Below are 22,540 nucleotides of genomic sequence, written 5' to 3' on the forward strand. Positions count from 1 at the left end.
CGGTGATTGATGGTCGTTCAGGCGCTCTTGGCGATGAAGTGGCCCGAGGCGATTTCCTCATGAGCCAGGATCGGCGGCTCGTCGCCGACGCGGCGGACGGGATTGGGGATCTCGCCCTCGATCAAAGCGGTCCTGCGCTGCTGTGTCGGATCCGCGATCGGCACGGCCGAGAGCAGGCGTCGCGTATAGGGATGCATCGGCGTCTCGAAGACCTGCCGCCGGGTGCCGAGTTCCATGATCTGGCCGAGATAGAGGACGGCGACGCGATGGCTGATCTTCTCCACGACGGCCATGTCATGACTGATGAACAGATAGGCAAGCTCGCGCTCGGCCTGCAGGTCCATGAGCAGGTTGATGATCTGGGCCTGGATCGACACGTCGAGGGCGGAAAGCGCTTCATCGGCAATGATGAGCTTCGGGTTGGAGGCAAGCGCGCGGGCGATGCAGACACGCTGGCGCTGGCCGCCGGAAAACTCGTGCGGATAGCGGTCGGCGTGCGCCGATGTCAGGCCGACGCGTTCCAGAAGTTCGTCCACCCTGCGGCGAACCTCCCTCGACCCGGAAATGATGTCATGCGTGTTGATCGGTTCAGCAATCGAAAAGCCGACCGTCTTGCGCGGGTCGAGCGAAGCGAAGGGGTCCTGGAAAATATACTGCACGTCGCGGCGCAGGCGGAAACGCTCGGCTTGCGACATGACGGCGAAGCTCTTGCCGTTGAAGGTGATCTCGCCGGAGCGCGCCTTCTGCAACTGCTGGATGGTGCGGCCGATGGTCGATTTGCCGGAACCGGATTCGCCGACGAGAGCCAGCGTCTCGCCGGGATGAATGTCGAAGGCGACTTTCTGAACGGCGCTGCAGCGATGCGTGACCTGGCCGAATATGTTCTTTTTGATATCGAAGCGCACGAAGAGATCGCGCACCGACAGCAGCGGCGGCTGGTCGTAGCGGGCGGTATTTTGAACCCGTTCCTCGCCGACGACCTTCGGCTCTCCGCCGTCGAGCACCGTCAGCGGCATGCGCTTGGGAAAATCCTCGCCGCTCATGCTGCCGAGCTTCGGGACCGCGGCGAGCAGCGCGCGCGTGTAGGGATGCTTTGGATTGGCGAATATCTCGCGAACCGGGCCTTCCTCGACCTTCTTGCCCTTCCACATGACCACCACGTCGTCAGCCATTTCGGCGACGACGCCCATGTCGTGGGTGATGAAGATCATGCCCATGCCGAGATCGCTCTGCAGGTCGCGCATGATGTTGAGGATCTGTGCCTGGATGGTCACGTCGAGCGCGGTGGTGGGCTCGTCTGCGATCAGGAGCTTCGGTCGGCAGGCGAGCGCCATGGCGATCATCACGCGCTGGCGCATGCCGCCGGAAAGCTGATGCGGAAAGCGCTTCAACAGCGCCTCCGCATCCGGCAGGCGCACCATTTCGAGAAGGCGCCTGGCCTCGGTCATGGCGGCGGATTTGCCGATATTCTCATGGAGAACAAGAACTTCGCAGATCTGATCGCCGATGGTGAAGACCGGGTTGAGCGAGGTCATCGGCTCCTGGAAGATCATGGCGATCTCCTTGCCTCGAACCGAGCGCATTTCTTTCTGCGGCAGCTTGAGCAGGTCCCTGCCGTTGAAGAGGATGCTGCCGGCCTCGAACCGCGCACCCATCACATCGGCAAGGCGCATGATCGAAAGCGAAGTTACCGATTTTCCCGAGCCGGATTCCCCCACGACCGCGAGCGTTCGGCCCGGCTCGACCGAAAAGGAAAGCCCGTCGACCACACGGTTTTCGCCAAACCGTACGGTCAGATCCGCGACAGACAGAAGCGGCTTGTTTTCGCCTGCAGCATTCGTCATGCTTTTACCTCGGCAGCGGGAAGCTCGTTCATGGCGTTGAAGAAGACCGGAAGGACGGCGCGCGTCGAAATCGCGGGCGCGGCAATGCCGCCGCCGTCTGCATTGGATAGGCTGAAGGTGTCGCCGGGCCCGCCGTTAGGATCGGACACTAGCATGCTCGCGTCCATGCCCGTTCAAGGCTGGTCAGGCCAGCCGGCGTTTTTCTCCAAACCAAGCGTTCCATGAGTAGCTGTGTCCGTATCCCCATTATATTTGTTAGGGTATGAGATAGCATCAAACAACAATCTGGTCTATATTGTTGAACAATTTTCAAGATGCCAATCAAAAAATGGGGGTATTCGCGCAAAATCGTTCAACGGATTTCTCTGTTGGGGACATTCCGCCCACTGCGAGCAAGCACGAAGCTGCTTGTTTGCTTGCGACATCAGGCGGGAAATGGGCAGACGGTCGAGCGCGAATGCCGGAGAGCAAATGAAGCAGACAAATCTTGCGAGCATCGAGCCGACGGCGGTGGCGGAGACCGGCCAGACGGTTGCGGAACTCACCGCCGCTCGCATCCGCGAGCGCGTGATCAACGGCACGCTGTCGCCGGGCAGTCATCTGTCCGAGGCTGCTCTTTGCGAGGAACTGCAGGTCTCGCGCAATACGCTGCGCGAGGTGTTCCGGCTGCTGACGAAGGAAGGCGTGCTGCGTCATGAAGCCAATCGCGGCGTTTTCGTAACGACGCCCAGCATTTCGACGATCATGGACATCTTCCATATTCGACGTCTCATCGAATGTTCGGCACTTGCCAATGCCCATCATCGCCATCCGAGCGTCGACAAGATGCGGGCAGCCATCGAGGCCGCCGTCCGGCACCGCGACCGTGGAGAGTGGCTGGAGGTCGGCAGCGCCGATATCGCCTTTCACGCCGCCATCGTGGAACTGGCCGACAGCCCGCGGATTTCAGCGTTCTATGCGCAGATCTCCCTGGAGCTGCGTCTCGTTTTCGGTCTGATACGCGATCCGGAATATCTCCACGCCCCTTACGTCGGCCAGAACGCGACCATCCTTTCGCATCTTGAGGAGGGGTCTGCCGCGAGTGCCGCCGAAGCGCTGGAGAAATACCTGTTCCAGTCGGAACGCTTCATTCTGGCCGCCTATTCCCGCGCGATGCCCGGCTGAGATCCGGTCGATGCAATTGATATGATGAATGATGTGGATAATGCGCGTCGGCTGCTGAAATGCGCGATGCGACCATTTGCGTTCCGACCGGCTTTGGCGAAGGATAGGCGATATCCCGGATGAAGGCGTGATGTCCGTCGGGCGGCAAACACCGGTTTGGCTGCAATCGATCAGGATCGTCGTGTGCCGTTTGGCCGGAGAAGGCATTCCGGCAACCCGGTTAAGACGGATGATGAGATTATGGACGCGCCATCCCTGACGACCTCCAGCAGGGTTACGGCGCTGCGGCAGGTTTGGACCTCGCCACTCTATCGCGGCGCGACGCTCGCACTGTTTCTCTCCGGGCTGGCTACGTCGGCTTCGCTGCCGCAGATCGTCCTCTTTCTCGTGAAGGAGCTTGGAACATCCCTGCCGGTGGCGGGTCTCTACTATCTGACCGGCCTTGCCGCGCCGGTCGCCGGCTATCTCGTCGGCAGCTATTCCGACAGGACCGGGCAACGTCTCGGCCTCTTCCGGCTCTGCGCCGTGGCCGGTGCTCTCGGATGGGCGGGGATCGCCCTTTCGACCAAGCCATGGATGCCGTTCGCGATCGGCACCGTCATTCTGGGCTTTTCGGGATCTGCGACCTCGCAGCTTTTCACCGCCATCCACGACGATCTCAAAGCGGAGGGCGCGGGCGCGAACGATAGCGTTGTCGCGATTATCCGGATGGCGCTGACGGCCGGATGGGTCATCGGGCCGTTTCTGGGCGCCTGGTTCGCTGCTGAAATTGGTCTTCGCGCCATGCTTTGGGGAACGGCCATCTGTTTCCTTGCGCAGATCGTTCCATTGGGAACCATGCGCGCTCTTGCCGATTCCAGGCAGCGAGCGGATGAAGAGATCGAGGCGGCCGATCGGGTCGGCTGGTCCGAAATGCTGCCCCTGCTTGCTTTTACCGGCCTCTACGTCCTCGTCTATGCCGGTGAGCCGATCAAATATGGTTTCCTGCTGCTCTATATGCAGGACCAGCTCAAGCTCGATCCCTCCATTCAGGGATCGGTGATCGGGACGCAGCCATTCATAGAGCTGATCCTGATGCCGTTCAGCGTCCTGCTGGCGCGGCGTATCGGCATTCTGTGGATGATGTGCATCGCGGCGATCTGCGGCGTGATGGCCAATCTGTGCTTTGCGGCCTGGCCGACGGCCGCCGGCATGTTTGCCGGGCAGATCCTGATGGGCGGGGTGTGGGGGCTCTATATGGTTCTCGGGCTGATCGTTGCCCAAAGGCTCCTCCCGAGTGCCGTCGCGACGGCCTCGGCGATCTTCATGAGCTCTTCGGCTCTCGCCAGCGCGCTCGGCGGCGGCGTGGGCGGTGTCGGGGTTGCCTATCTCGGGCTCCCGAACGTTTTCTATCTTCCGGCGATATTCTCTCTGGCGGCTGCCATCGGCCTGGCGGCCATGGCGCGGTCGGGCGCCATCAGGTGAGATTTTTTGTGCCGCCGTCGCTATTGAGCGTTTTGGCAGGTTCCGGGCAGTCGCAAACCTGCTACAAGCCCATCGCCCGGATACCGGGTGATTTGTCAGATCCTCGACCCGCCAATGACCCGCCTTCTCCCTGACGTTTTTCGCAACCCGACCATTCGGGTGAGCATGCTCGCCATTTTCGCCTTTGGTTTCGCCGGCGCCGCGACGTCGCCCTATCAGTCGGTCGTGGGCATCCGCGAACTCGGGCTCAGCAACGGACTGTATTCGACGCTGATCTTCTGTGCGGCTGCGGTGAACGTCGTCGTCAGCATTCTGCTGGGAAATCTGGCGGATCGTCTCGGCAAATATCGCCCGATGATGCTGACGGTCGCCATTTTCGGCATAGTCGGTTACGGCGCCGTCTTTGCGGTTCCGGCACAGGCGACCTTCATTCTGAGCGCCTTGTTTTTCCTGCCGGTCTACGGCTCCCTCAACTCGCTGCTCTTTGCCAATGTCAGGGTCGCGACCGGCGGAATGGAGCGCAACGAGGTCGCCACGGTCAACTCCGGCGTCCGCGCGATGATCTCGCTCTCCTGGGTTCTGGTGCCCGGAATTACCGGCGCGCTGCTTGCGAACTCCGCGAGCATGCTGCCCGCCTATCTGTTTGCGGGTCTCGCCTGTGCGGCCTGCTTCGGACTGATCGCCGTTTTCCTTCCGCATCAGGACGGCACCGACAAGGCGGCCGCGCGCCATCTCTCCTATCTCGCAGCGCTCGGGGAGGTCATTTCGCCGCCGGTCTTCGTGCGCCTGATCGCGGTGGCGCTGATCAGCAGCACGCTGCATGTCAACGGCGCCATTCTGCCGCTCATCGTCACCGGTGCGGCGCATGGGACCGTCGCCGATATCGGCATTCTCGTGGGGATCGTCGCCCTTCTCGAAGTCGTCTTCATCATTGTTTGGGGACGCGCTCAGCGGATCATGACCCATGTCAGGGCGCTCGCGATCGGCACGGTCATCTATGTGGCCTATCTGGTTCTGCTTGGATTGGCTTCGGCGCCGTGGCACGTCTATGCGCTGACCCTCATCAGCGGGATCGGGGCGGCGGCGCTCATCAGCATCCCCATCACCTACCTGCAGGACCTGATTGCCGAGCGCCCGGGTCTCGGAAGCGCTCTGATATCGGTCAATATTTTCCTGAGCGCCGGCTTGAGCGCTCTTCTTTTCGCCATTGGCACGGCGATCAGCAGCTATTCCGGAACGGCTCTTATCGGAGCTGTGGCCGGCCTGCTGGGACTTGCCTTGCTGCTTTTCTTCGAAAAAGGCAAGCGTTAGGGACCGACGGGCAGCTCCGGGAATGCCGCCACGCGCGTTTCCTGGAGTTGCTTCACGTACGTCGGTGCCGGGTGAATGCGTTGCCGCAATCACCCGGCTGTCGGTTAAGCGTCAGGCTTTGACGTCCAGTATCATGTCCTTCGGCGCAATCTTCGCCTTGCGTTGCAGGACGTAATAGACCGCACTGGTCACGATGAGGCTGACAGCCCAGGACAGATCGGCGTCATTGAGCATGACCGCGATCGGGCCTTCGTAGAGGGGCTGATTGAGAAGCGGAATTTGAACGACGACCCCGAGAATATAGCATCCCAGCGCTGTCCAATTGTAAGCGCCGTAGCGACCATTCGGATCATAGAGGGCTGGAATATCCACCTTCTCCTTCGAGACGAGGTAGTAGTCGACGAGATTGATCGCGCTCCACGGGACGAACACCGCCAACAGCATCAGGACGAAGTTCTTGAATGCCGACAGAAAATCGGCGCTGGCAAGCACCGCGATCAGAACCGACAAAGCGACGAAGCCGACGATGTAAACCGCCCGGGCGCCCCTGGAAATGCGGGTCTGGTTGCTGAACGAGGTGAAGGTCGTAAGGATCGCCATGAAGCCGCCATAGGCGTTCAGGCAATTGATCGTCAGCTTTCCGCAGATGATGACGACGTAGACGAGAACCGCGCCTTCACCCGCCAGCGTTCCCAGAAAGCCAACCTGATTTGAAAGGAACTTGGCGCCGAGGGCCGCGACGAGCACGCCGAACGTCATGGCAAGCTGCGAGGCGATCGCCGAGCCGAGCAGCGTGTAGAAAAATGCCTTGCCATCGGGCGTCGAGGACGGGAGATAGCGCGAGTAGTCGGCAACGTAGGGCGCGTAGGTCAGCTGCCATCCGGCCGAGAGCGAGACAGCCAGAAGGAAGGTCGCCACCGTCGCCGGCTTCTGGCCGAAGGCCGAGTGGATGTCGTATTGATGGAACAGCTGATAGGCGAGATAGGCAAAGCCCAGAACGCTGACGACCGTGGCGATCCGACCCATGATGTGGATGACCTTGTAGCCGACGAGCGCGATCACCGCCGTAAGCACACCGAAGACGACCATGCCGACAGCCGGATTGGATGAGCCAAGCAGAAGATTCATGGCCTCGCCGGCAAGCACCGTGCCTGTCGCCGCAAAGCCCAGATACATCAGGATGACGAGGAGCAGCGGAAGGGTCGCGCCCTTGACGCCGAACTGCGCGCGGCTGCTGATCATCTGCGGCAGGCCGAGGCGAGGCCCCTGGGCGGAGTGAAGCGCCATCACGATCCCGCCCAGGATGTTGCCGACGGCCAGCCCCACGATTGCGGTCATCGCCTCCGTTCCGAAGACAACGGCAAGCGCACCATCCAGAACGGCGGTGATCTGCAAGTTGGCGCCGAACCAGAGCGTGAACTGATCCCGCGGGGAACCGTGTCGCTCGCTTTCCGGTATTCTGTCTATTGTTCTGCGTTCAGCAAGCCCGTCGCTTGCTCTGCCGTCACTCATGGTGCCTTCCTCCTGGGGGAAATTCGGATACTCACGGGGCCGCCTTATATAGGGGAAGGAGCATTTGTGTATATACATTTACTTCGACAGGCGGTCGGGAAGCGGGCCGGCCGGCATTTCGGGGATTGAAAGCTGCGCTGCGGACAGCCGTTGACGAGAGGCCGTTCGTCCGCTAAATCATAAAGTCATCTGATGACTTGATGAAATCCGATCATGCGCGCCCTCACCAAAACCACCCTTGCGGATACAGCCGTCGAGGCAATTCGCAACGAAATTATTGCCCAACGCTGGCTTGTCGGTGAAAAACTGCCCAACGAGGCTTCGCTTTCATCCATGCTATCCGTCAGCCGCGGCACGATCCGCGAGGCGGTGCGAGTGCTGGTTTCCCAAGGCTTCCTCGAAACGCGGCAGGGGTCCGGAACCTATGTGCTCTCGACCGCGGATGTCAGCCGCCCCCTCGACATGGCGCGGCGCGCCGGATTGAGGGATCGGTTCGAGGCCCGGCTCGCCCTTGAGGTCGAGGCGGCGCGGCTTGCCGCCACTCGGCATTCTCCTGCCGTCGTTTCGCAGTTGCGCGCATTGCTGGCTGCCCGTGGCAATTATGCTGGCGGTGGCAAGGCCGCTTTCGTCGAGCGCGACCTTGCTTTCCACAAAGCTGTCGTTGCGGCCTCGCAGAACAGGGCGATGATCGAAATCTACGAGTTCTTCTCTCTTTCGATTGCCGAGACCATCGCGGCGACGCTCGGCGAGAGCATCCCCGAGCCGGATATGCAGGCGCATATCGCCATTGTCGATGCCATCGAAGCCGGAGATCCCGAGGCGGCCGATAGCGCCGTACGCCGCTTCATGGCCCCCGTTGTCGCCACTCTTGATCGGTTGCTTATGTCATGACCATGCCTTCGCAAGATCCTGCCTCCGTCGAATTGATCGATGCCGAGGCCAACGAAGTTCCGCCGCCGCAGCCGCATGGGGGCAAATCGCCGATCGGCAGGCTGCTGCTGGGGTTGAGCCTTGTGCTCATTTCCTTCAATCTCCGACCCGTTTTTTCGAGTGCATCGGCACTTCTGCCGGAGATTCGGACCGGACTCGGCCTTTCCTCCTTCGGCGCCAGCATCCTTACGACCTTGCCGGTCGTCTGCCTGGGATTGTTTTCGCCGCTGGCGCCAAGACTTGCGCAGCGTATCGGAACCGAGCGCGTCCTGCTGGGCATGATCTTTCTGCTGGGGCTCGGCACGGCGCTGCGCGGTTTTTCCTCCGTCCCGCTGCTGTTCTTCGGTACGGCATTGGCCGGTGCCTGCATCGCCATCGGCAACGTGCTGCTGCCCGGCGTCGTCAAGCGCGATTTTCCGGACAAGGCGGCGCTGATGACGGGTTGCTATACGATGGCGCTTTGCGCCGGCGCGGCCAGTGCCGCCGGCCTCACGCTTCCTATCGAGCATGCCCTTGGCGGATCGCTCGGCGGCGCGCTTGCCGCCTGGGCGCTCCCGGCTTTCGTGGTCGGGCTCCTGTGGCTGCCGCAGGTGATCGGCGCGCGCAGCCAGGTCCGGCGCAGCGGTTTCCGCGTTTCCGGTCTCTGGACCGACCCCATCGCCTGGCAGGTGACGCTCTTCATGGGATTGCAGTCCGCCCTTGCTTACTGCGTCTTCGGTTGGCTCGTGCCCATATTGCGCGAGCGCGGACTTGACGGTGTGACGGCGGGAGCCATCGTCTCCGTCTCGGTCATGGTGCAGGCGGCAGCCTGCCTCGTCGCGCCGCACATCGCCGTCAAGGGCAGGGATCAGCGCGCCATCAACGTCGCGCTCTGCGTGATCGCGGTCGCGGCTCTCTTGGGTCTGCTCTTTGCGCCGCTCTGGATGGTCTGGTTCTGGGCCGTGCTGCAAGGTGTCGGGCAGGGCGGTTTGATCGCGGTGGCACTGACCGTCATCGTGTTGCGCTCGCCTGACGCGCATGTCGCGGCGCACCTCTCCGGCATGGCGCAATTCGTCGGCTATCTGCTCGCAGCGGTCGGCCCGCTGGTCGTCGGCATGATCCATGGCTGGACGGGAAGCTTCGCCTGGAGCTCCGTGTTGTTCGTGCTGCTCGGTCTCGGTGCCGCGTTCAACGGCTGGTTCGCTGGCCGTGCGATCACCGTCAACGCGAGGATCGTCGAAACGCCATGATCGGCTGCGCCGCCATGTCGATGGCAGCCGGCGAACGGCGGTAACAGGATGGGATGACTTGCCTGCCCGATCGCGGAATCTTTCAGGAGGCCAGCGTGGTTCTGCTGCGATTGGCGATCCAGAAAGAAAGTTGCGACAGGATGCCGGCGCTGAGCAGAACGCAGCCGGTGGCCAGCGCCGGATTGTCGCCAAGACCGCCAAGCGCCGTGCAGATCGCGCCGATTGCCATCTGAGCGGCGCCGTAGAGGCCCGAAGCGGAACCCGCCGCCTGCGGATTGACGCTCAGCGTTTCGGCAAGCGCTGCCGGCGAGGCGATACCGGCGCCGAAGCTGAAGAACAGCATGGAGGCAACGGCCAGAGCCACGTCGAGATGACCCGTTGCGGCTCCCGTCAGGAAGACGAAGGCGGCGATGCAACTGATGACATTGCCCATGATCATCACCCGCGTCATGGCCATATGGCTCACGATGCGGCTGGCCGCGAGGCTGCCGAGCCAGATGCCGGCAATGTTGATGGCCAGATAGATGCCGACTTCTGAAATCGGACGATGAAGCTGGTTGACGAAGATGAAAGGTGCGGCGCCTATATAGGCATAGACCGAGGTCGTGGCGCATCCGCCGCCGATCGTGTAGCCGAGGAAGGCCCGCGAGCGGAGAAGCTGAAGGTAGTTGCTGACGACCTGTCCGACACCGTGGCCCTGGCGTCCGGTGGTTTCACGCAGCAGGTAGAGCACAAGCAGGAGGTTGGCGAGGCCGAGACCGGTAAGCGCAACGAAGATGGAGCGCCAGCCTGTCGTTTCGGCAAGCGCGCTGCCGAGGAGCGGCGAAAGCCCAGGCCCTGCCATGGTCATCAGGTTCATCAGCGAGAGTTTTCGCGCGGCTTCGGCGCCCGAGGCGCCGTCGCGAACGATGGCGCGGCCGAGCACAAGGCCGGAACAGCCGCCAAGCGCCTGAAACAATCGGGCTGCGATCAGGAGATCGATGGTCGGCGAGAAGAGGGCCGCGAGGCTCGCGGCGGTATAAAGTAACATGCCGGCGACCAGCACCGGCCGGCGACCGAAGCGATCCGAAACGGGACCGTAGACCAGTTGCCCGAGGGCGAGGCCGACGATGTAGGCGCTAAGGGTGAGCTGTGTGGCGTGAGTGGTCGCGCCGAGGGCCTCTGCGGCAAGCGGAAGGGCAGGCACGAAGATGTGCATGGCCAAAGTTCCGCTGAGCGTGATCAGCGCCAGAAGCCACAGAGGCGTATAGGCCGCCGCCGGCAATTCCTCGGGCTGCTGCCGCGGCTGTCGCAATCCAACGCTCATGACCTATGGCTTCCGTCGTTCGACAATATTAATGCCTGGCAGACCTGTTCGAGGACGCGGCGGGTTGCCGCAAGGTCAGACGGCGGCATCCCCTTGAGGACCTCTCCCTCGACATCCTGCGAGACCGTTTCGACCTGCCGCACCAACGTCCGGCCCGCCTCGGTGATTTCGATCGCCTTGGCGCGGCGGTCCTCCAGATCTTCGCGCTGCTCGATCAGGCCGGCGGCATCGAGGTTGTTGAGAATGCGCACGACCGAGGATGTATCGAGGGTCAGAATTGCGGCGAGATCCTTCTGCCGCATAGGCCCATCCGCCTGGGCGAGGCGAAGCAGGGGCAACCACGTTGCTTCCGTGAGGTTGAACGACTGCAGCCGCAGATCCACCGCCCGACGCCACTGCCGGGCGGCAAGTCCGATCAATGTCCCAAGTCGCCTGCCGGCAAATTCCGGATTCGGCTTGTCGAGCATGCAAAGTTCCCCAATTAGTTTGTGTGCAAACTAATTAGATGGCATGCAAATTAATTGCAAGATGGGAGGCGTTTCAAAACGAATGCCTGGTGGATCGGGCCGATATGGCGGCTCGGTATAACGACGTTCCGAGAGCAATTCCGGGAAAGCGCCGGGCGGCTTCTGGTCGGAAGTGCCCAAAAACAAAGGGTAAGGATAGGTGTTTTCGCTATTCGAAGAAAGCGGAAGGACTTTGGCTATTCTCTCAGGGGTAGTGCCGCCGAGGTTTCGGGAGGGCGAACGCATGACAGTCGTCGCATTTGCAGGCGAGGGCGAATGGTTGCCGCTCCCTTGATTTCGCAGAGCGAGAGATCATGCGAAAGACAGGCTGTTCATGAATAGCTTCGCCTCAGCCGGCATCCCGTTTGCGTCGGGTGCGCGCGACGGCCTGAGGGACTTCGGTCGTATTTTTCGGATGGCCCAGAAGCGCCTTCTTTGCCAGTGTCGACCTCGTGGCCGCATAGGAGGCGGAGACCATGGGGTAATCCACGGGCAATCCCCATTTCTTTCGATATTCTTCCGGGCTGAGGCCGTATTTGGTATTCAGGTGTCGTTTCAGCGATTTATACTTCCCGCCGTCTTCCAGACAGATCAGATACTCGTCGGTAACGGATTTCTTGATCGGCACCGCCGGTTTCGGCGATTTCTCCGATGCCGCCGATGCGGGTTGTAAAGAGCCGGTCAACGCCGAATACGTTTCGATGATGAGCCTTGGCAAATCTTCCGGTGCAGTCGCATTGCGAAGTACGTAGGCGGACACGATCTTGCTCGTTAGCTCAATGAACCTCTCGTAGCTGGCGTTATTTTCCTTTTTCATTCCCGGCCTCATGCAGTGCTTTTTTACTTGTGTATCGAATGTCATTTTTACTTTCAATAAAAAATGAGGCAACTTAATATATTCTATGTTGGTGGTTTATATTCATAGTAAATATGCTTTTTTAGAAGTTTAAGATTATAGGTTTCTCGTTTTGTCACAATACTTGAATTCTACCCACGCCAATTGACCGAAGGAGGCCGGGTATTCAATGGCTTATGATGGCGCGGCACAGCTTGCAGGCAGCGGTGTGGCGGATTTCCGGTCGCCTCTGCGCTGGCCCGATATCGGCATTTCCGCGGCGCAGGCGTGATGGTTTTTGCCGTTTGCTGATACGGCCATGATCCTCGGCCGGGTCAGTTCGAGGACATGTCCTGTCGTCAGTGATATGGCAGGATATGGTGCTCGGTCAGTGGCGCCATGATGATATTTCCCGGGTTTTGAGGCGACACCCAGCGGATTTCCTCGATCTCGGCCGTTGCCGCAATCCCGGCATCGCTCACATGCAGGCGGAATACATCCGCAACGACGAGATGGTCCGGCTCGTTGGCGGCAGGTGCCTGGAAGCGGCCGAGAAAGATCAGATCCTTCGTCTCCGTGGCGAGGCCGAGCTCTTCGAGCAGCTCTCGGACAAGCGCCGCCTCGGCTGTTTCTTGCGGCTCCACCTTTCCTCCCGGCTGCATGAATGCCGTGGTGCCGCGCTTGCGCACGAGCAATGTGTCGCCATCCGGGCGCAGCAGCAGGGCAGCCGCTATGCGTATCGTCTTCGTCATTGGCAAACTCCATCGGATTCACGACGCGGTTTCAACCGGTTTTTGCAGGCGTCCCGCCAACTGCGCAGAATTGCCGCGCACTGGGCGGTAATTCTCGCAACGCCTTGCACTGAGTGATTCTCATGTTAATCAGTGAGAGCCTTCATCTAAGCGAATATGTCGAAATGCAAAACAAATCAGACCGGGACGTCCGGCAATCACCGGAGCCCGACGTCACAAAAGCACCTTCCAAGCGACCGTCGCGGGATCGCCGCCGTTCCCTGGCGATCGGACTTCTGCGCGCTCGCGAAGCGGTCATGAGCCATTTCCGGCCAATCCTGGCGGCGCATGACGTGACCGAGCAGCAATGGCGCGTCATTCGTATCCTCCATGAGGCAGGCAAGCTCGATGCCACGGAACTTGCAGACAAGGCCTCCATCCTGGCGCCGAGCCTGACGCGCATGCTTCGCTCGCTTGAGGAGCGCGGCTTCATCACCAGGCACAAGGACGATGCCGACGGCCGCAGGGTGCTGTTGCAGATTACGCCCGCCGGAGAGGCGATCGTCGAGGACGTCATGCCGGAGAGCCTGAAGGTCTATGCGGATATCGACGCCCGCTTTGGCGTGGAGCGCGTGGAAAAGCTCCTCGATATGCTGGAAGAGCTGGCGTCCCTGAAATTGGAGAACGGTTCGACCGGCGAGGAATGAAAGCTGCTCCGGCTTTGTTAATGTGTTAAGTATTTGATTGACGCGCCAGGGGATCTGTAGCAGTCTTTCGCAGTGCTGACACTGTTGGGAGGCGGAGTTGGACCTGTTGCAGAACCGCAGCCTGGTTGACCGGACCTGGTCGCCGACACCCTACGATCAATGGGTTGACGATCTTCAAAGCATTTGCGGGAACTTCAATCCGCATACGGTGCAGCGCGGCGACAGCGTTGTCGGTACGGCCAGCCGCATCGACGTCTGCGGCATGGAGTTCGCCCATGTCTCCAACGATCTCGACTACGTCCACCGCGACTGGGATGACATTCGCCGCGATGCCAACGAGCACCTGTTCCTGATCTTGCAGCTGGAAGGCGTCTGCGGCGTCGAGCATTCCGGCCAGCAGAATATCCTCGATGTCGGCGAGTGTATTCTCGTCGATTCCACGCGGCCGACGACATTCTATTTTCGCGGGCACTTCTCCAACCATCTGTCGCTGCATCTACCGCGGCAGCTGATGTATTCGAACAGCAAGGTGGATTTCGACGTCGCCCGCAAGCTCGTGGCAAGCGATCCGATGGCCATGATGCTGCGCGCGCTGATCGCCAAGATGATGACGACGCCGGAAAACGATGTGGCCTCTCCGCATCTGCGCCAGCTGATGTTCGACACGACGCGTCAGGCGTTTCTGTCGACCGGTATTCAGGCGGAGAGCCTGAATACGCTGCACGAAAGCGCCAGCCGGCGCATGCAGATGGTCGACATCCTCATCGACCGGCACCTTACCGACAGCGACCTCAGCGCCAAATGGCTGGCGACGCGGCTTGGCGTGTCGATCCGCACCCTGCAGCAGGATTTCCAGGGCATGGGCATGACCTGCACCACCGTCATCCGTGACAAGCGTCTCCGCTTCGCGCGCGAGAAGATCGAGCAGCTGAAGGAGCAGCGCAACCCGACGACGATAGCCGAAGTCGCTTATTCGGCCGGATTCAACGACATTTCCTATTTCAATCGCAGCTTCAAGGACCTGTTCGATTGTGCCCCGAGCGAGCTGCTTCGCGCGGTTGAGCCGGGCCACAGGCTGGATTGAAGCGCAGGTGCGCTCCAGTCCAAGACGAGGCGCGTTTCTCCCCAAGACGGGTTCTGCGACAGCGGCCATAGTCCTCTCGAAAGTCACGGGAGGAGAATGTCGTGAAGCAGTATACCCTGCTTATCGGTGGCGAGGCTGTCGCCACGTCCCATCATGCACCGGTTGCAAATCCCTCGAACGGCGATGTGGTCGGCTACATGCCGCTCGCCAGCGAAGCGGATCTCGATCGTGCCGTCGCTGCCGCGGCGGAAGCCTTCAGGAGCTGGTCGCAGACTTCGAGCGAGGAGAGGGCCGCAGCCTGCCGCGCCGTTGCGGAAAAGATCAATGAGCATGCCGAAGAACTCGCCCAGATCCTGACCCGCGAGCAGGGCAAGCCGCTGAACGGTCTTGGCTCGCGCTTCGAGATCGGCGGGGCGCTTGCCTGGACGCGCCACACCGCCGAACTCGATCTGCCCGTTGAAATCCTGCAGGACGACAATGAGGGACGTGTGGAGCTGCATCGCAAGCCGATCGGCGTCGTCGGCTCGATCACGCCCTGGAACTGGCCGGTGATGATCGCCTGCTGGCATATCGTGCCGGCGGTACGGGCCGGCAACACCGTCGTCATCAAGCCATCGCCTTTGACGCCGCTGTCGACCATCCGCCTCGTCGAGATCATGAACGAGGTTCTGCCCCCTGGCGTGGTCAACGTCGTCACCGGCGAAAACGCCATCGGCGCCGCTCTTTCCGCCCATCCCGGCATCGCCAAGATGACCTTCACCGGCTCGACGGAGACCGGCAAGAGGGTCATGGCCTCGGCCGTTGCGACCCTGAAGCGATTGACGCTGGAGCTCGGCGGCAACGATGCCGGCATCGTCCTGCCCGATGCCGATCCGAAGGCGATCGTGGAAGGACTGTTCTGGGGCGCTTTCATCAACAACGGCCAGACCTGCGCGGCGCTGAAGCGTCTCTATGTGCATGACAGCATCTATGAGGACGTCTGCCGCGGTCTTGCGGATTACGCCTCCAGGATCAATGTCGGCGACGGGCTGGACGAGACGAGCATTCTCGGGCCGGTGCAGAACGAGATGCAGTTCAACAAGGTGCGCGAGCTCGTCGACGATGCGCGCGCTCGTGGCGGCCGCATCCTGACCGGCGGGGCACCGATGGATCGCCCCGGCTATTTCTATCCGATCACGCTGGTCGCCGATGTCGATCATGGCGTGCGGCTGGTCGATGAGGAACAGTTCGGTCCGGCCCTGCCGATCATCCGCTACAGCGACATCGACGAAGTGGTCGCCCGCGCCAATCGGAATCCGGCCGGTCTTGGCGGTTCCGTCTGGTCCTCCGACGCGGAAAAGGCGAAGCGCTATGCGATGCAGCTCGAGTGCGGCTCGGTGTGGATCAACAAGCACGGCACGATCCAGCCCAACGCGCCTTTCGGCGGCGTCAAGCAGTCCGGCATCGGTGTCGAGTTCGGCGCGGAAGGGCTGAAGGAATTCACCACAATCCAGACCGTGCTGAGCTGAGCCATGGCGAGTTACGACTATATCATCGTCGGTGGCGGCTCCTCGGGTTGCGTGCTGGCAAACCGGCTTTCGGAAAACCCGGCGCATCAGGTGCTGCTGATCGAGTCCGGCCGGCGGGATTCCGATCCCTGGATTCATATCCCCGCAACGTTTTTCAAGGTGCTGGGCAAAGGCATCGATATCCATCCCTATGCCTCGAACCCCGACAAGGGTTTGAACGGCCGGCCGAGCATCGTGCCGCAGGGCAACGTACTGGGCGGCGGCAGCTCCGTGAATGCGATGATCTACATCCGCGGTCATCGCAACGACTATGACACCTGGTCGCAGATGGGTTGCCAGGGGTGGTCCTACGAGGATGTGCTTCCGGCTTTCCGCTCGCTGGAAAACAACGAGCGGCTGAACGGGGAGTTTCATGGCAGGAAGGGTGGCCTGCGCGTTTCCGATCCCCGCCACCGCCATCCGTTGAGCGAAGCCTTCATCAAGGCGGCGACCGAGATCGGCATTCCTCTTAACGACGATTTCAACGGCGCGGATCAGGCCGGCGTCGGCTTTTATCAAAGCACGACCTATGGTGGCCGTCGCTGGAGTTCGGCGCAGGCCTTTCTACGCGAGGCGGAGAAGCGACCGAACCTGACCGTGCTGACGCAGCGCAAGGTTGCTCGCATCCTGTTCGAGGGGCAGAAGGCCGTCGGCGTCGAGCTGCTCGACGGCACGATCTTCAAGGCATCTCGCGAGATCGCGCTCACCGCCGGCGCCATCGCGACGCCGAAGATCCTGCAACTCTCGGGCATCGGCAATGGCGAGCATCTTTCCTCGCTCGGCATCAAGGTCGTTGCCGACCTGCCGGGCGTCGGCGCCAACTATCAGGACCATCTGGAAGTGCCGGTGCAGGGCGAGACGCGCGAGCCGATCTCGATCCTCGGCCATGACAAGGGCCTGCGGGCCGCCGGTCACATGCTGCGCTATCTGACTTCGCATCGCGGGCTCCTGTCTTCCAACGTCGTCGAGTGCGGCGGCTTTATCGACACGGCCGGAACAGGACAGCCCGATGTCCAGTTCCATGTCCTTCCCGTCCTGATCGGCTTTGTCGACCGCGACCCGGAACCCGGCCACGGCCTCAGCATCGGCCCATGCTATCTGCGTCCGCGATCGCGCGGCTGGATACGGTTGAAGAGTGCCGATCCGACCGAGCAGACGGATTTCAACGCCAACCTGCTTTCCGATCCTGCCGATATCGAGACTTTGGTGCGCGGTGTCGAAACGGCGATCCGCATCCTTGATGCGCCGGCGCTCGCGAAGCTGGTCAAGCGCCGCGTGCTGCCGAAGCCCGGTGTCGAGAAAGATCCCGAAGCCTTGCGCGATTACATCCGTCAATCGTGCAAGACCGTATTCCATCCTGCGGGAACGGCCCGCATGGGGCGGGCGGACGATCGCATGGCCGTGGTCGGGCCGGACCTGAAAGTGCGGGGGATCGAGGGGCTGCGCGTCTGCGATGCCTCCGTCATGCCGACGCTGGTGTCGGGCAACACCAATGCCCCGACGATGATGATTGCGGCAAAGGCCGCCGCCTTCATGACAGGAAAGGCGATTTCCGGCTGAGCCGGAAGTCGGTGAAGCACAGAGCCCGTGGGGAGCGGGACAACAAACTGGAGGAGACTATGCCTATCAAAATAAGAGGGCTGGCAATCGGCCTTTTCCTGACGCTCGTTTCGGCGTTCAGCGCGCATGCGGCCGCATCCTGCGGCGATAACACCGGTAAGCCGGCAACCGGCGAGCCGATCATCATCGGCGCCATCACCGGCAAGACCGGACCGGATGACTTTTCGAATTCCACCAAGGCGGCGAAGGCCTATTTCGATTGCCTCAACGCCAATGGCGGCATCAAGGGCCGGCCGGTCAAATATCTGGTCGAAGACGATCAGTGGAATCCGGAAATCGCCGCGCAGCTGGCCGCAAAGCTCGTCAACGACGAGAAAGCCGTGCTGATGGTCGGCAATTCCAGCTATGTCGAATGCGGAGCGAACGCCGATTTCTACAAGAAGTCGGGGATTCTCGTCGTTGCCGGCGTCGGCGTACCGCGTGAGTGCTACTTTGCCGAGAATTATGCGCCGACCAATGCCGGACCGCGCGTCTCGATGCTCGGTGCGATGGGCTATGCGCTCGACAAGCTGAATGCCAAGTCGGTGGTCTGCATCGGCCCGAACATTCCGAATGTCGGCACCTGGTCTTGCGACGGCGTGATGCTTCTCGCCAAGGAAAAGGGATTTGCCGCGCAGACGATCCTAATGGATCCAGGCTCGGCCGATGCCACGTCGATCATCCTCCAGGCCGCTTCCAGCAAGCCTGATGTCATCGTCCTCGGCCTGTCCAAAGGGGTGGCCGTACCGTTGCTGACGGCTGCCGAGGAGCAGGGACTCAACCAGACGATCACCTTCCTCAGCGCCGCTTCTGCCTATGATCTTTCCGTTCCTGCCACCATCGGCCCCGGCTGGGACGACAAGTTCTATGTCAACATGGAATTCAACGATCTGAACGCGCAGACGCCGGACAACCAGAATTGGCTCGCCGTCATGGACCAGTACGGTCAGAAGTCCGATCCGCGCGATACCTTCGCCCAGGCCGGCTATCTGGCTGCCCGCATCGCCGAGAAGGCGCTGATGACGCTCGACCCGGCCAAGATCGACCGTGAAACCGCTTCGGCCGCCGTCCGCCAGATCAAGGATTTCAAGAGCGATATCTTCTGCGCTCCCTGGTACTTCGGTGATGGCGAGACGCGCCACAACGCCAATTCGACGACGCGCATGGCCGTCAGCGAAGGCGGAAAGTGGAAGGTCGTTTCCGATTGCGCGCCGTCGCCGGATCCGGAGCTGAAGGACGTCCGCGCCTTCGAAAAGTCCGCCGGCATCAACTGAGCCCGACATTTGCCATCGGTTCCGCGGCGGAAAAGCCGCGGAACCGAGCGACCCCACGCATCGGCCCGAAGATCGGGATCGATTTTCGGAAAGCTCGATGCGTTGATCTAAAGCGTTACGGCGTTCTTTGCGCGTCTGAAAGACGCGCTGCGCCGTAGAGGATCGATCCATGAACCTTCTACCCTTTGTCATTTCCGGGCTGGGGATCGGCGCCGTCTATGCGCTGTCCGGTGTCGGTCTTGTCGTCCTGTTTCGGGCAACCGGCGTTCTCAACTTCGCATTCGGTGCCTTCGGTGCGATCGGAGCGCATTGCGCCTGGCAATTGCTGGAGTGGAAGATGCCGCTCGCAGTCGCGATCCTCGCCGCCGTTCTCGTCTCGACGGCGATCAGCTTTCTTTATGGCCGCGTTTTCGCACCCATGCTGTCGCATCGCGATATCGTCGTGCGCGCCGTCGGAACCCTGGCGCCCGCGCTCGTCCTGATCGCGATCATGGGCGTCATCTGGGGTGAACTGCCGCGCCGGCTGCAATTCCCGACCGACCAGATGTTTATCTCGCTCTTTGCCGTTCGGCTCACCTTCACGCGCATCATCGCCATCATTCTGGCCGTCGTCATGGTCGTCGCCATCACGTTGCTCCTGAGCCGCACGCGTCTCGGCCTCGACATGCGCGCCCTTGCCAACGATCGCGATCTCAGCGCCATTCTCGGCGTGCGTATTCTCTATACGGAAACCGCCGCCTGGATCATCACCGGTATCTTCTCCGGCTTTGCCGGCCTGTTGCTGGCCGATCTCGTCCGGCTTCAGGGAACGTTTCTCACCCTGCTGGTGATCCCGGCGATTGCCGCGGCCATCCTCGGCCAGTTGCAGTCGCTGTGGCAAACGGCCGTCGCCGGCATTCTGATCGGCATTGCCGAGGCCGTGCTGACGCCGATTGCCTGGATATCGCCTTATCGCGCAGCGGCGCCCTTCATCATCGCGCTCGTCGCGGTCACGATTCTCGGAGGCACGGCCAAGGCCGCGTTGAAGGACAGATGACCGTTCAGGAGCAAACAATCGCCCCAAACGCCGAAAGCATATCGATGGTGCGTCTGCCCAAGCAGCTTCTTCATGTGCCTGTGACGATGCTGATTTTTTCGATCGTCGTCGCCTGCCTTGCCAATTCCTTCTGGCTGTCCGCCGCGACGTCCGCCGTTGCGTTGTCGCTGTCCGTTGCCGGGCTTGCCATTCTTTACGGCCAGCTTGGCCTCGTTTCTCTCTGCCAGTTTGCGCTTGTCGGCGTCGGCGGCTGGATGACGCTTCGCGTCGGCCACGCCTTTCATCCGCCTTTCGAGGTCAGCCTGCTTGCCGGCGGTGTCGTTGCCTCGGTGGTGGGGCTGGCATTCGGCGTGCCGGCGTTGCGTCTGCGCGGTCTCTATCTTGCGCTGGTGACACTGATGCTTGCCGGCGGCTTCCAGATCGTCATCAGCGCCTGGGGGTTCCCCGACGGCGGCCCTGGTTTCCTCGGAAGGGCCGATGGCTCCGGCCGGGCCATGCTGGCAAGACCTGCAATAGCGGGCGGCGAGGTTTCCTATTTCCTCTATGTCTGCGCGGTCGCGACGATCGGACTCCTGATCGCGCAGGGCCATAAGCTTGCCCGTCCCGGCCGGGCGTGGGCCCTCATCCGCAAGGGCGAGACCGTTGCGGTCGCAAGCGGCGTCAACGTGCTGATCTACAAGGCTTGGGCCTTCGCCTTGAGCGGTTTTCTCGCCGGTCTGGCCGGCGGATTGCTGGCAGGCAATGTGGGCCAGCTCGACGGGCGCGCCTTCGGCGCCTTCGAAAGCCTCAATCTCTTTGCGCTCGCCATCGTCGGCGGTGTCTTCAACTGGTATGGGGCCGTTATCGCGGGCCTGCTTTTGCGCGCGGTGCCGGCGCTGCTGACCGATCTCGGTATCGACGGCTACGTTACCATCGGGATTTTCGGGGTCGCCCTGTTCCAGGCACTGGCAACGGCGCCCTCGGGCATTGCCGGGCAGATATCGGCTCTCATTGCCCGGCTGAGCGCCGGTCTCTCCCGGGGGAGGACACGATGATCAAGATCGATAATCTCGTCGTTCAATTCGGCGGCGTCCGGCCGATCAACGAGCTCAGTGCGGTGCTGACGGCACCGGTCGCGGGCCTCATCGGCCCGAACGGCGCGGGCAAGACCACATTGCTCAACGTGCTCTCCGGCTTCGTGAAGCCAATCCAGGGCTCGGTCTCGCTCGGCGAGCGGGCCTTGCTGCCAATGACGCCGCTGCAGCGGGTGCGGGCAGGTCTGCGCCGTTCGTTCCAGACCGAGCAGGTGGTGGAGGATCTGACGGTGGCCGGCAACATTGCCGCAATTGCCGACCATGTCGCCCGCACCGGACATCATTCCCACGCAGTCGAGCAGGCTCTCTCCTTCGTCGGCCTGACCGATCTTGCCGATCGGCTCGGCCAATCCCTCAATCTCTTCCAGCGCCGTCTTGTCGAGCTGGCAAAATGCGTGACCGGCGAGCCGAAGCTCATTTTGCTCGATGAGCCGGCTGCGGGCCTGACCGAAGAGGAAGGAAAGACCTTTCGTGAGCTGGTGCTGCGCATTCCGACGGAATTCCGGGCGCAGGTCCTGATCATCGACCATGACGTCGAGCTTATCCGCTCCATGTGCAGCGAAACCATGGTGCTCGACTACGGCAAGCTTCTGGCGCTCGGCCCGACGCAGACCGTGCTGGCCGATCCCAACGTCCGGCGCGCTTATCTGGGAGAGTTCTGAGAATGGGCGACATTTCCGAAGTCACAGTCGAAAAGCTCGTCGTCGAGCGCGGCGGCAAGCGCGTCATCCACGAGGTTTCCTTTTCGGTCGCGGCCGGCAAGATCACGACATTGCTCGGCGCCAATGGCGCCGGCAAGTCGAGCACGGTCATGGCGATGGCCGGCGTCCTGCCGCGGGGCGGCTCCGTGCGTCTGGGCGGCACGGCCTTGGAAGGGTTCTCGCCTGACCGCATCCGCCGCGCCGGTCTCGCGCTCGTCCCGGAAGGGCATCGCGTGCTCGGGCGGCTTTCGGTGGAGGACAATATTCTCGTGGCGGCGCTCGACGGCTCGGCGGCTGCGCGCCGCGAAGGTCTCGACCATGCCTATGGGATCTTTCCGGAGCTGGCCGAACGGCGGCGTCAATCGGCATCGGATCTTTCCGGCGGTCAGAAGCAGATGGTGGCGATGGCGCAGGCTTTCGTCGCCAGGCCGCGCTTCATGATCGTCGACGAGTTGTCGCTTGGCCTCGCGCCGGCCGTTGTCAAGCGTCTGGCCGAGGCTTTGAAGATCGCGGCCGACCGCGGCATCGGCGTTCTGCTGATCGAGCAGTTCGCCAATCTCGCGCTCGATCTGGCCGATCAGGCGCTCGTTCTGGAGCGTGGGCGCCTCGTTTTCTCGGGCGCTGCCGCGACGCTCAAGGCCCAGCCGGACATTCTTCACGGCGCCTATCTGGCAAGCTGAAGCGAAG

General features: G+C 61.8%; 18 protein-coding genes and 2 pseudogenes. 13 read left to right on the plus strand and 7 right to left on the minus strand.

The annotated features are described in order from the left end of the window. Positions 1-17: 17 nt before the first annotated feature. Positions 18-1,844: a dipeptide ABC transporter ATP-binding protein gene (locus ACJJVH_RS21725; protein ID WP_412066106.1), complete on the minus strand. Its 1,827-nt coding sequence runs from the start codon at positions 1,842-1,844 to the stop codon at positions 18-20. Then, positions 1,841-1,999 carry a hypothetical protein gene (locus ACJJVH_RS21730; RefSeq protein ID WP_412066107.1) on the minus strand — a complete coding sequence of 53 codons (159 nt, stop codon included), beginning with the start codon at positions 1,997-1,999 and terminating at the stop codon, positions 1,841-1,843. Before ACJJVH_RS21730 ends, ACJJVH_RS21725 begins: the two co-directional genes overlap by 4 nt. A gap of 316 nt (positions 2,000-2,315) precedes the next feature. Here ACJJVH_RS21730 and ACJJVH_RS21735 point away from each other — a divergent pair, with 316 nt between their 5' ends. After that, positions 2,316-3,008 (plus strand): GntR family transcriptional regulator, encoded by a 693-nt coding sequence (locus ACJJVH_RS21735; RefSeq protein WP_112799511.1) that lies wholly within the window; start codon positions 2,316-2,318, stop codon positions 3,006-3,008. Positions 3,009-3,248: 240 nt separating this feature from the next. Next, positions 3,249-5,783 (plus strand): annotated as a pseudogene (locus ACJJVH_RS21740) (MFS transporter). 111 nt (positions 5,784-5,894) lie between these two features. Here ACJJVH_RS21740 and ACJJVH_RS21745 read toward each other — a convergent pair. Further along, on the minus strand, positions 5,895-7,295 hold the full coding sequence (locus tag ACJJVH_RS21745) for a purine-cytosine permease family protein (RefSeq protein ID WP_412066108.1): 1,401 nt from the start codon (positions 7,293-7,295) through the stop codon (positions 5,895-5,897). Positions 7,296-7,508: 213 nt separating this feature from the next. Here ACJJVH_RS21745 and ACJJVH_RS21750 point away from each other — a divergent pair, with 213 nt between their 5' ends. Both ACJJVH_RS21750 and ACJJVH_RS21755 read left to right on the plus strand, forming a co-directional pair. Next, entirely contained in the window at positions 7,509-8,186 is a 678-nt protein-coding gene (locus ACJJVH_RS21750) for a FadR/GntR family transcriptional regulator (protein ID WP_113422624.1), read from the plus strand. Beyond that, on the plus strand, positions 8,183-9,454 hold the full coding sequence (locus tag ACJJVH_RS21755) for a CynX/NimT family MFS transporter (protein WP_112799521.1): 1,272 nt from the start codon (positions 8,183-8,185) through the stop codon (positions 9,452-9,454). Before ACJJVH_RS21750 ends, ACJJVH_RS21755 begins: the two co-directional genes overlap by 4 nt. Before the next feature lie 82 nt (positions 9,455-9,536). On the opposite strand, the gene ACJJVH_RS21760 is transcribed toward ACJJVH_RS21755, so the two are convergent. The 4 genes from ACJJVH_RS21760 to ACJJVH_RS21775 form a co-directional block, all read right to left on the minus strand. Beyond that, entirely contained in the window at positions 9,537-10,760 is a 1,224-nt protein-coding gene (locus ACJJVH_RS21760) for a multidrug effflux MFS transporter (RefSeq protein WP_412066109.1), read from the minus strand. Continuing rightward, the gene (locus ACJJVH_RS21765; RefSeq protein WP_112799525.1) at positions 10,757-11,227 is read right to left on the minus strand and encodes a MarR family transcriptional regulator; all 471 of its coding nucleotides are present in this window, start codon (positions 11,225-11,227) and stop codon (positions 10,757-10,759) included. Before ACJJVH_RS21765 ends, ACJJVH_RS21760 begins: the two co-directional genes overlap by 4 nt. 388 nt (positions 11,228-11,615) lie before the next feature. After that, positions 11,616-12,083, minus strand: a complete 468-nt coding sequence (locus ACJJVH_RS21770; protein WP_412066201.1) for a MucR family transcriptional regulator — start codon at positions 12,081-12,083, stop codon at positions 11,616-11,618. 377 nt (positions 12,084-12,460) lie between these two features. After that, positions 12,461-12,853 carry an NUDIX hydrolase gene (locus ACJJVH_RS21775; protein ID WP_412066110.1) on the minus strand — a complete coding sequence of 131 codons (393 nt, stop codon included), beginning with the start codon at positions 12,851-12,853 and terminating at the stop codon, positions 12,461-12,463. A 164-nt stretch (positions 12,854-13,017) separates the two neighbouring features. Here ACJJVH_RS21775 and hpaR point away from each other — a divergent pair, with 164 nt between their 5' ends. The 9 genes and pseudogenes from hpaR (at position 13,018) to ACJJVH_RS21820 (ending at position 22,533) form a co-directional block, all read left to right on the plus strand. Continuing rightward, positions 13,018-13,539: a homoprotocatechuate degradation operon regulator HpaR gene (hpaR, locus tag ACJJVH_RS21780; protein WP_113405735.1), complete on the plus strand. Its 522-nt coding sequence runs from the start codon at positions 13,018-13,020 to the stop codon at positions 13,537-13,539. Positions 13,540-13,636: 97 nt separating this feature from the next. Next, entirely contained in the window at positions 13,637-14,623 is a 987-nt protein-coding gene (locus ACJJVH_RS21785) for a helix-turn-helix domain-containing protein (protein ID WP_113356979.1), read from the plus strand. Positions 14,624-14,724: 101 nt separating this feature from the next. Beyond that, positions 14,725-16,131 carry an aldehyde dehydrogenase family protein gene (locus ACJJVH_RS21790; protein WP_412066111.1) on the plus strand — a complete coding sequence of 469 codons (1,407 nt, stop codon included), beginning with the start codon at positions 14,725-14,727 and terminating at the stop codon, positions 16,129-16,131. A gap of 3 nt (positions 16,132-16,134) precedes the next feature. Then, positions 16,135-17,730 carry a GMC family oxidoreductase N-terminal domain-containing protein gene (locus ACJJVH_RS21795; RefSeq protein WP_113422629.1) on the plus strand — a complete coding sequence of 532 codons (1,596 nt, stop codon included), beginning with the start codon at positions 16,135-16,137 and terminating at the stop codon, positions 17,728-17,730. Positions 17,731-17,789: 59 nt separating this feature from the next. Then, positions 17,790-19,043 (plus strand): ABC transporter substrate-binding protein, encoded by a 1,254-nt coding sequence (locus ACJJVH_RS21800; RefSeq protein WP_113370070.1) that lies wholly within the window; start codon positions 17,790-17,792, stop codon positions 19,041-19,043. Between the two features lie 169 nt (positions 19,044-19,212). Continuing rightward, positions 19,213-20,079 carry a branched-chain amino acid ABC transporter permease gene (locus ACJJVH_RS21805; protein WP_113356975.1) on the plus strand — a complete coding sequence of 289 codons (867 nt, stop codon included), beginning with the start codon at positions 19,213-19,215 and terminating at the stop codon, positions 20,077-20,079. Beyond that, positions 20,076-21,113: a branched-chain amino acid ABC transporter permease gene (locus ACJJVH_RS21810; protein ID WP_412066112.1), complete on the plus strand. Its 1,038-nt coding sequence runs from the start codon at positions 20,076-20,078 to the stop codon at positions 21,111-21,113. Before ACJJVH_RS21805 ends, ACJJVH_RS21810 begins: the two co-directional genes overlap by 4 nt. 92 nt (positions 21,114-21,205) lie before the next feature. Then, positions 21,206-21,814: pseudogene (locus tag ACJJVH_RS21815) on the plus strand (ATP-binding cassette domain-containing protein); the annotation flags it as partial. 2 nt (positions 21,815-21,816) lie between these two features. Further along, on the plus strand, positions 21,817-22,533 hold the full coding sequence (locus tag ACJJVH_RS21820) for an ABC transporter ATP-binding protein (protein WP_112799542.1): 717 nt from the start codon (positions 21,817-21,819) through the stop codon (positions 22,531-22,533). Positions 22,534-22,540 lie beyond the last annotated feature (7 nt).

Source organism: Rhizobium sp. SYY.PMSO (assembly GCF_046840415.1).
In the GTDB taxonomy this organism is placed as follows: Bacteria; Pseudomonadota; Alphaproteobacteria; order Rhizobiales; family Rhizobiaceae; genus Rhizobium.

Excerpts from the sequence above, each read along its gene's own strand:
- ACJJVH_RS21750 (WP_113422624.1), top strand. The coding sequence starts at position 7,509 with ATGCGCGCCCTCACCAAAACCACCCTTGCGGATACAGCCGTCGAGGCA.
- hpaR (WP_113405735.1), top strand. The coding sequence starts at position 13,018 with ATGCAAAACAAATCAGACCGGGACGTCCGGCAATCACCGGAGCCCGAC.
- ACJJVH_RS21765 (WP_112799525.1), bottom strand. The coding sequence starts at position 11,227 with ATGCTCGACAAGCCGAATCCGGAATTTGCCGGCAGGCGACTTGGGACA.
- ACJJVH_RS21755 (WP_112799521.1), top strand. The coding sequence starts at position 8,183 with ATGACCATGCCTTCGCAAGATCCTGCCTCCGTCGAATTGATCGATGCC.
- ACJJVH_RS21745 (WP_412066108.1), bottom strand. The coding sequence starts at position 7,295 with ATGAGTGACGGCAGAGCAAGCGACGGGCTTGCTGAACGCAGAACAATA.
- ACJJVH_RS21800 (WP_113370070.1), top strand. The coding sequence starts at position 17,790 with ATGCCTATCAAAATAAGAGGGCTGGCAATCGGCCTTTTCCTGACGCTC.
- ACJJVH_RS21760 (WP_412066109.1), bottom strand. The coding sequence starts at position 10,760 with ATGAGCGTTGGATTGCGACAGCCGCGGCAGCAGCCCGAGGAATTGCCG.
- ACJJVH_RS21820 (WP_112799542.1), top strand. The coding sequence starts at position 21,817 with ATGGGCGACATTTCCGAAGTCACAGTCGAAAAGCTCGTCGTCGAGCGC.
- ACJJVH_RS21770 (WP_412066201.1), bottom strand. The coding sequence starts at position 12,083 with ATGAAAAAGGAAAATAACGCCAGCTACGAGAGGTTCATTGAGCTAACG.
- ACJJVH_RS21805 (WP_113356975.1), top strand. The coding sequence starts at position 19,213 with ATGAACCTTCTACCCTTTGTCATTTCCGGGCTGGGGATCGGCGCCGTC.
- ACJJVH_RS21810 (WP_412066112.1), top strand. The coding sequence starts at position 20,076 with ATGACCGTTCAGGAGCAAACAATCGCCCCAAACGCCGAAAGCATATCG.
- ACJJVH_RS21795 (WP_113422629.1), top strand. The coding sequence starts at position 16,135 with ATGGCGAGTTACGACTATATCATCGTCGGTGGCGGCTCCTCGGGTTGC.
- ACJJVH_RS21735 (WP_112799511.1), top strand. The coding sequence starts at position 2,316 with ATGAAGCAGACAAATCTTGCGAGCATCGAGCCGACGGCGGTGGCGGAG.
- ACJJVH_RS21725 (WP_412066106.1), bottom strand. The coding sequence starts at position 1,844 with ATGACGAATGCTGCAGGCGAAAACAAGCCGCTTCTGTCTGTCGCGGAT.
- ACJJVH_RS21730 (WP_412066107.1), bottom strand. The coding sequence starts at position 1,999 with ATGCTAGTGTCCGATCCTAACGGCGGGCCCGGCGACACCTTCAGCCTA.
- ACJJVH_RS21775 (WP_412066110.1), bottom strand. The coding sequence starts at position 12,853 with ATGACGAAGACGATACGCATAGCGGCTGCCCTGCTGCTGCGCCCGGAT.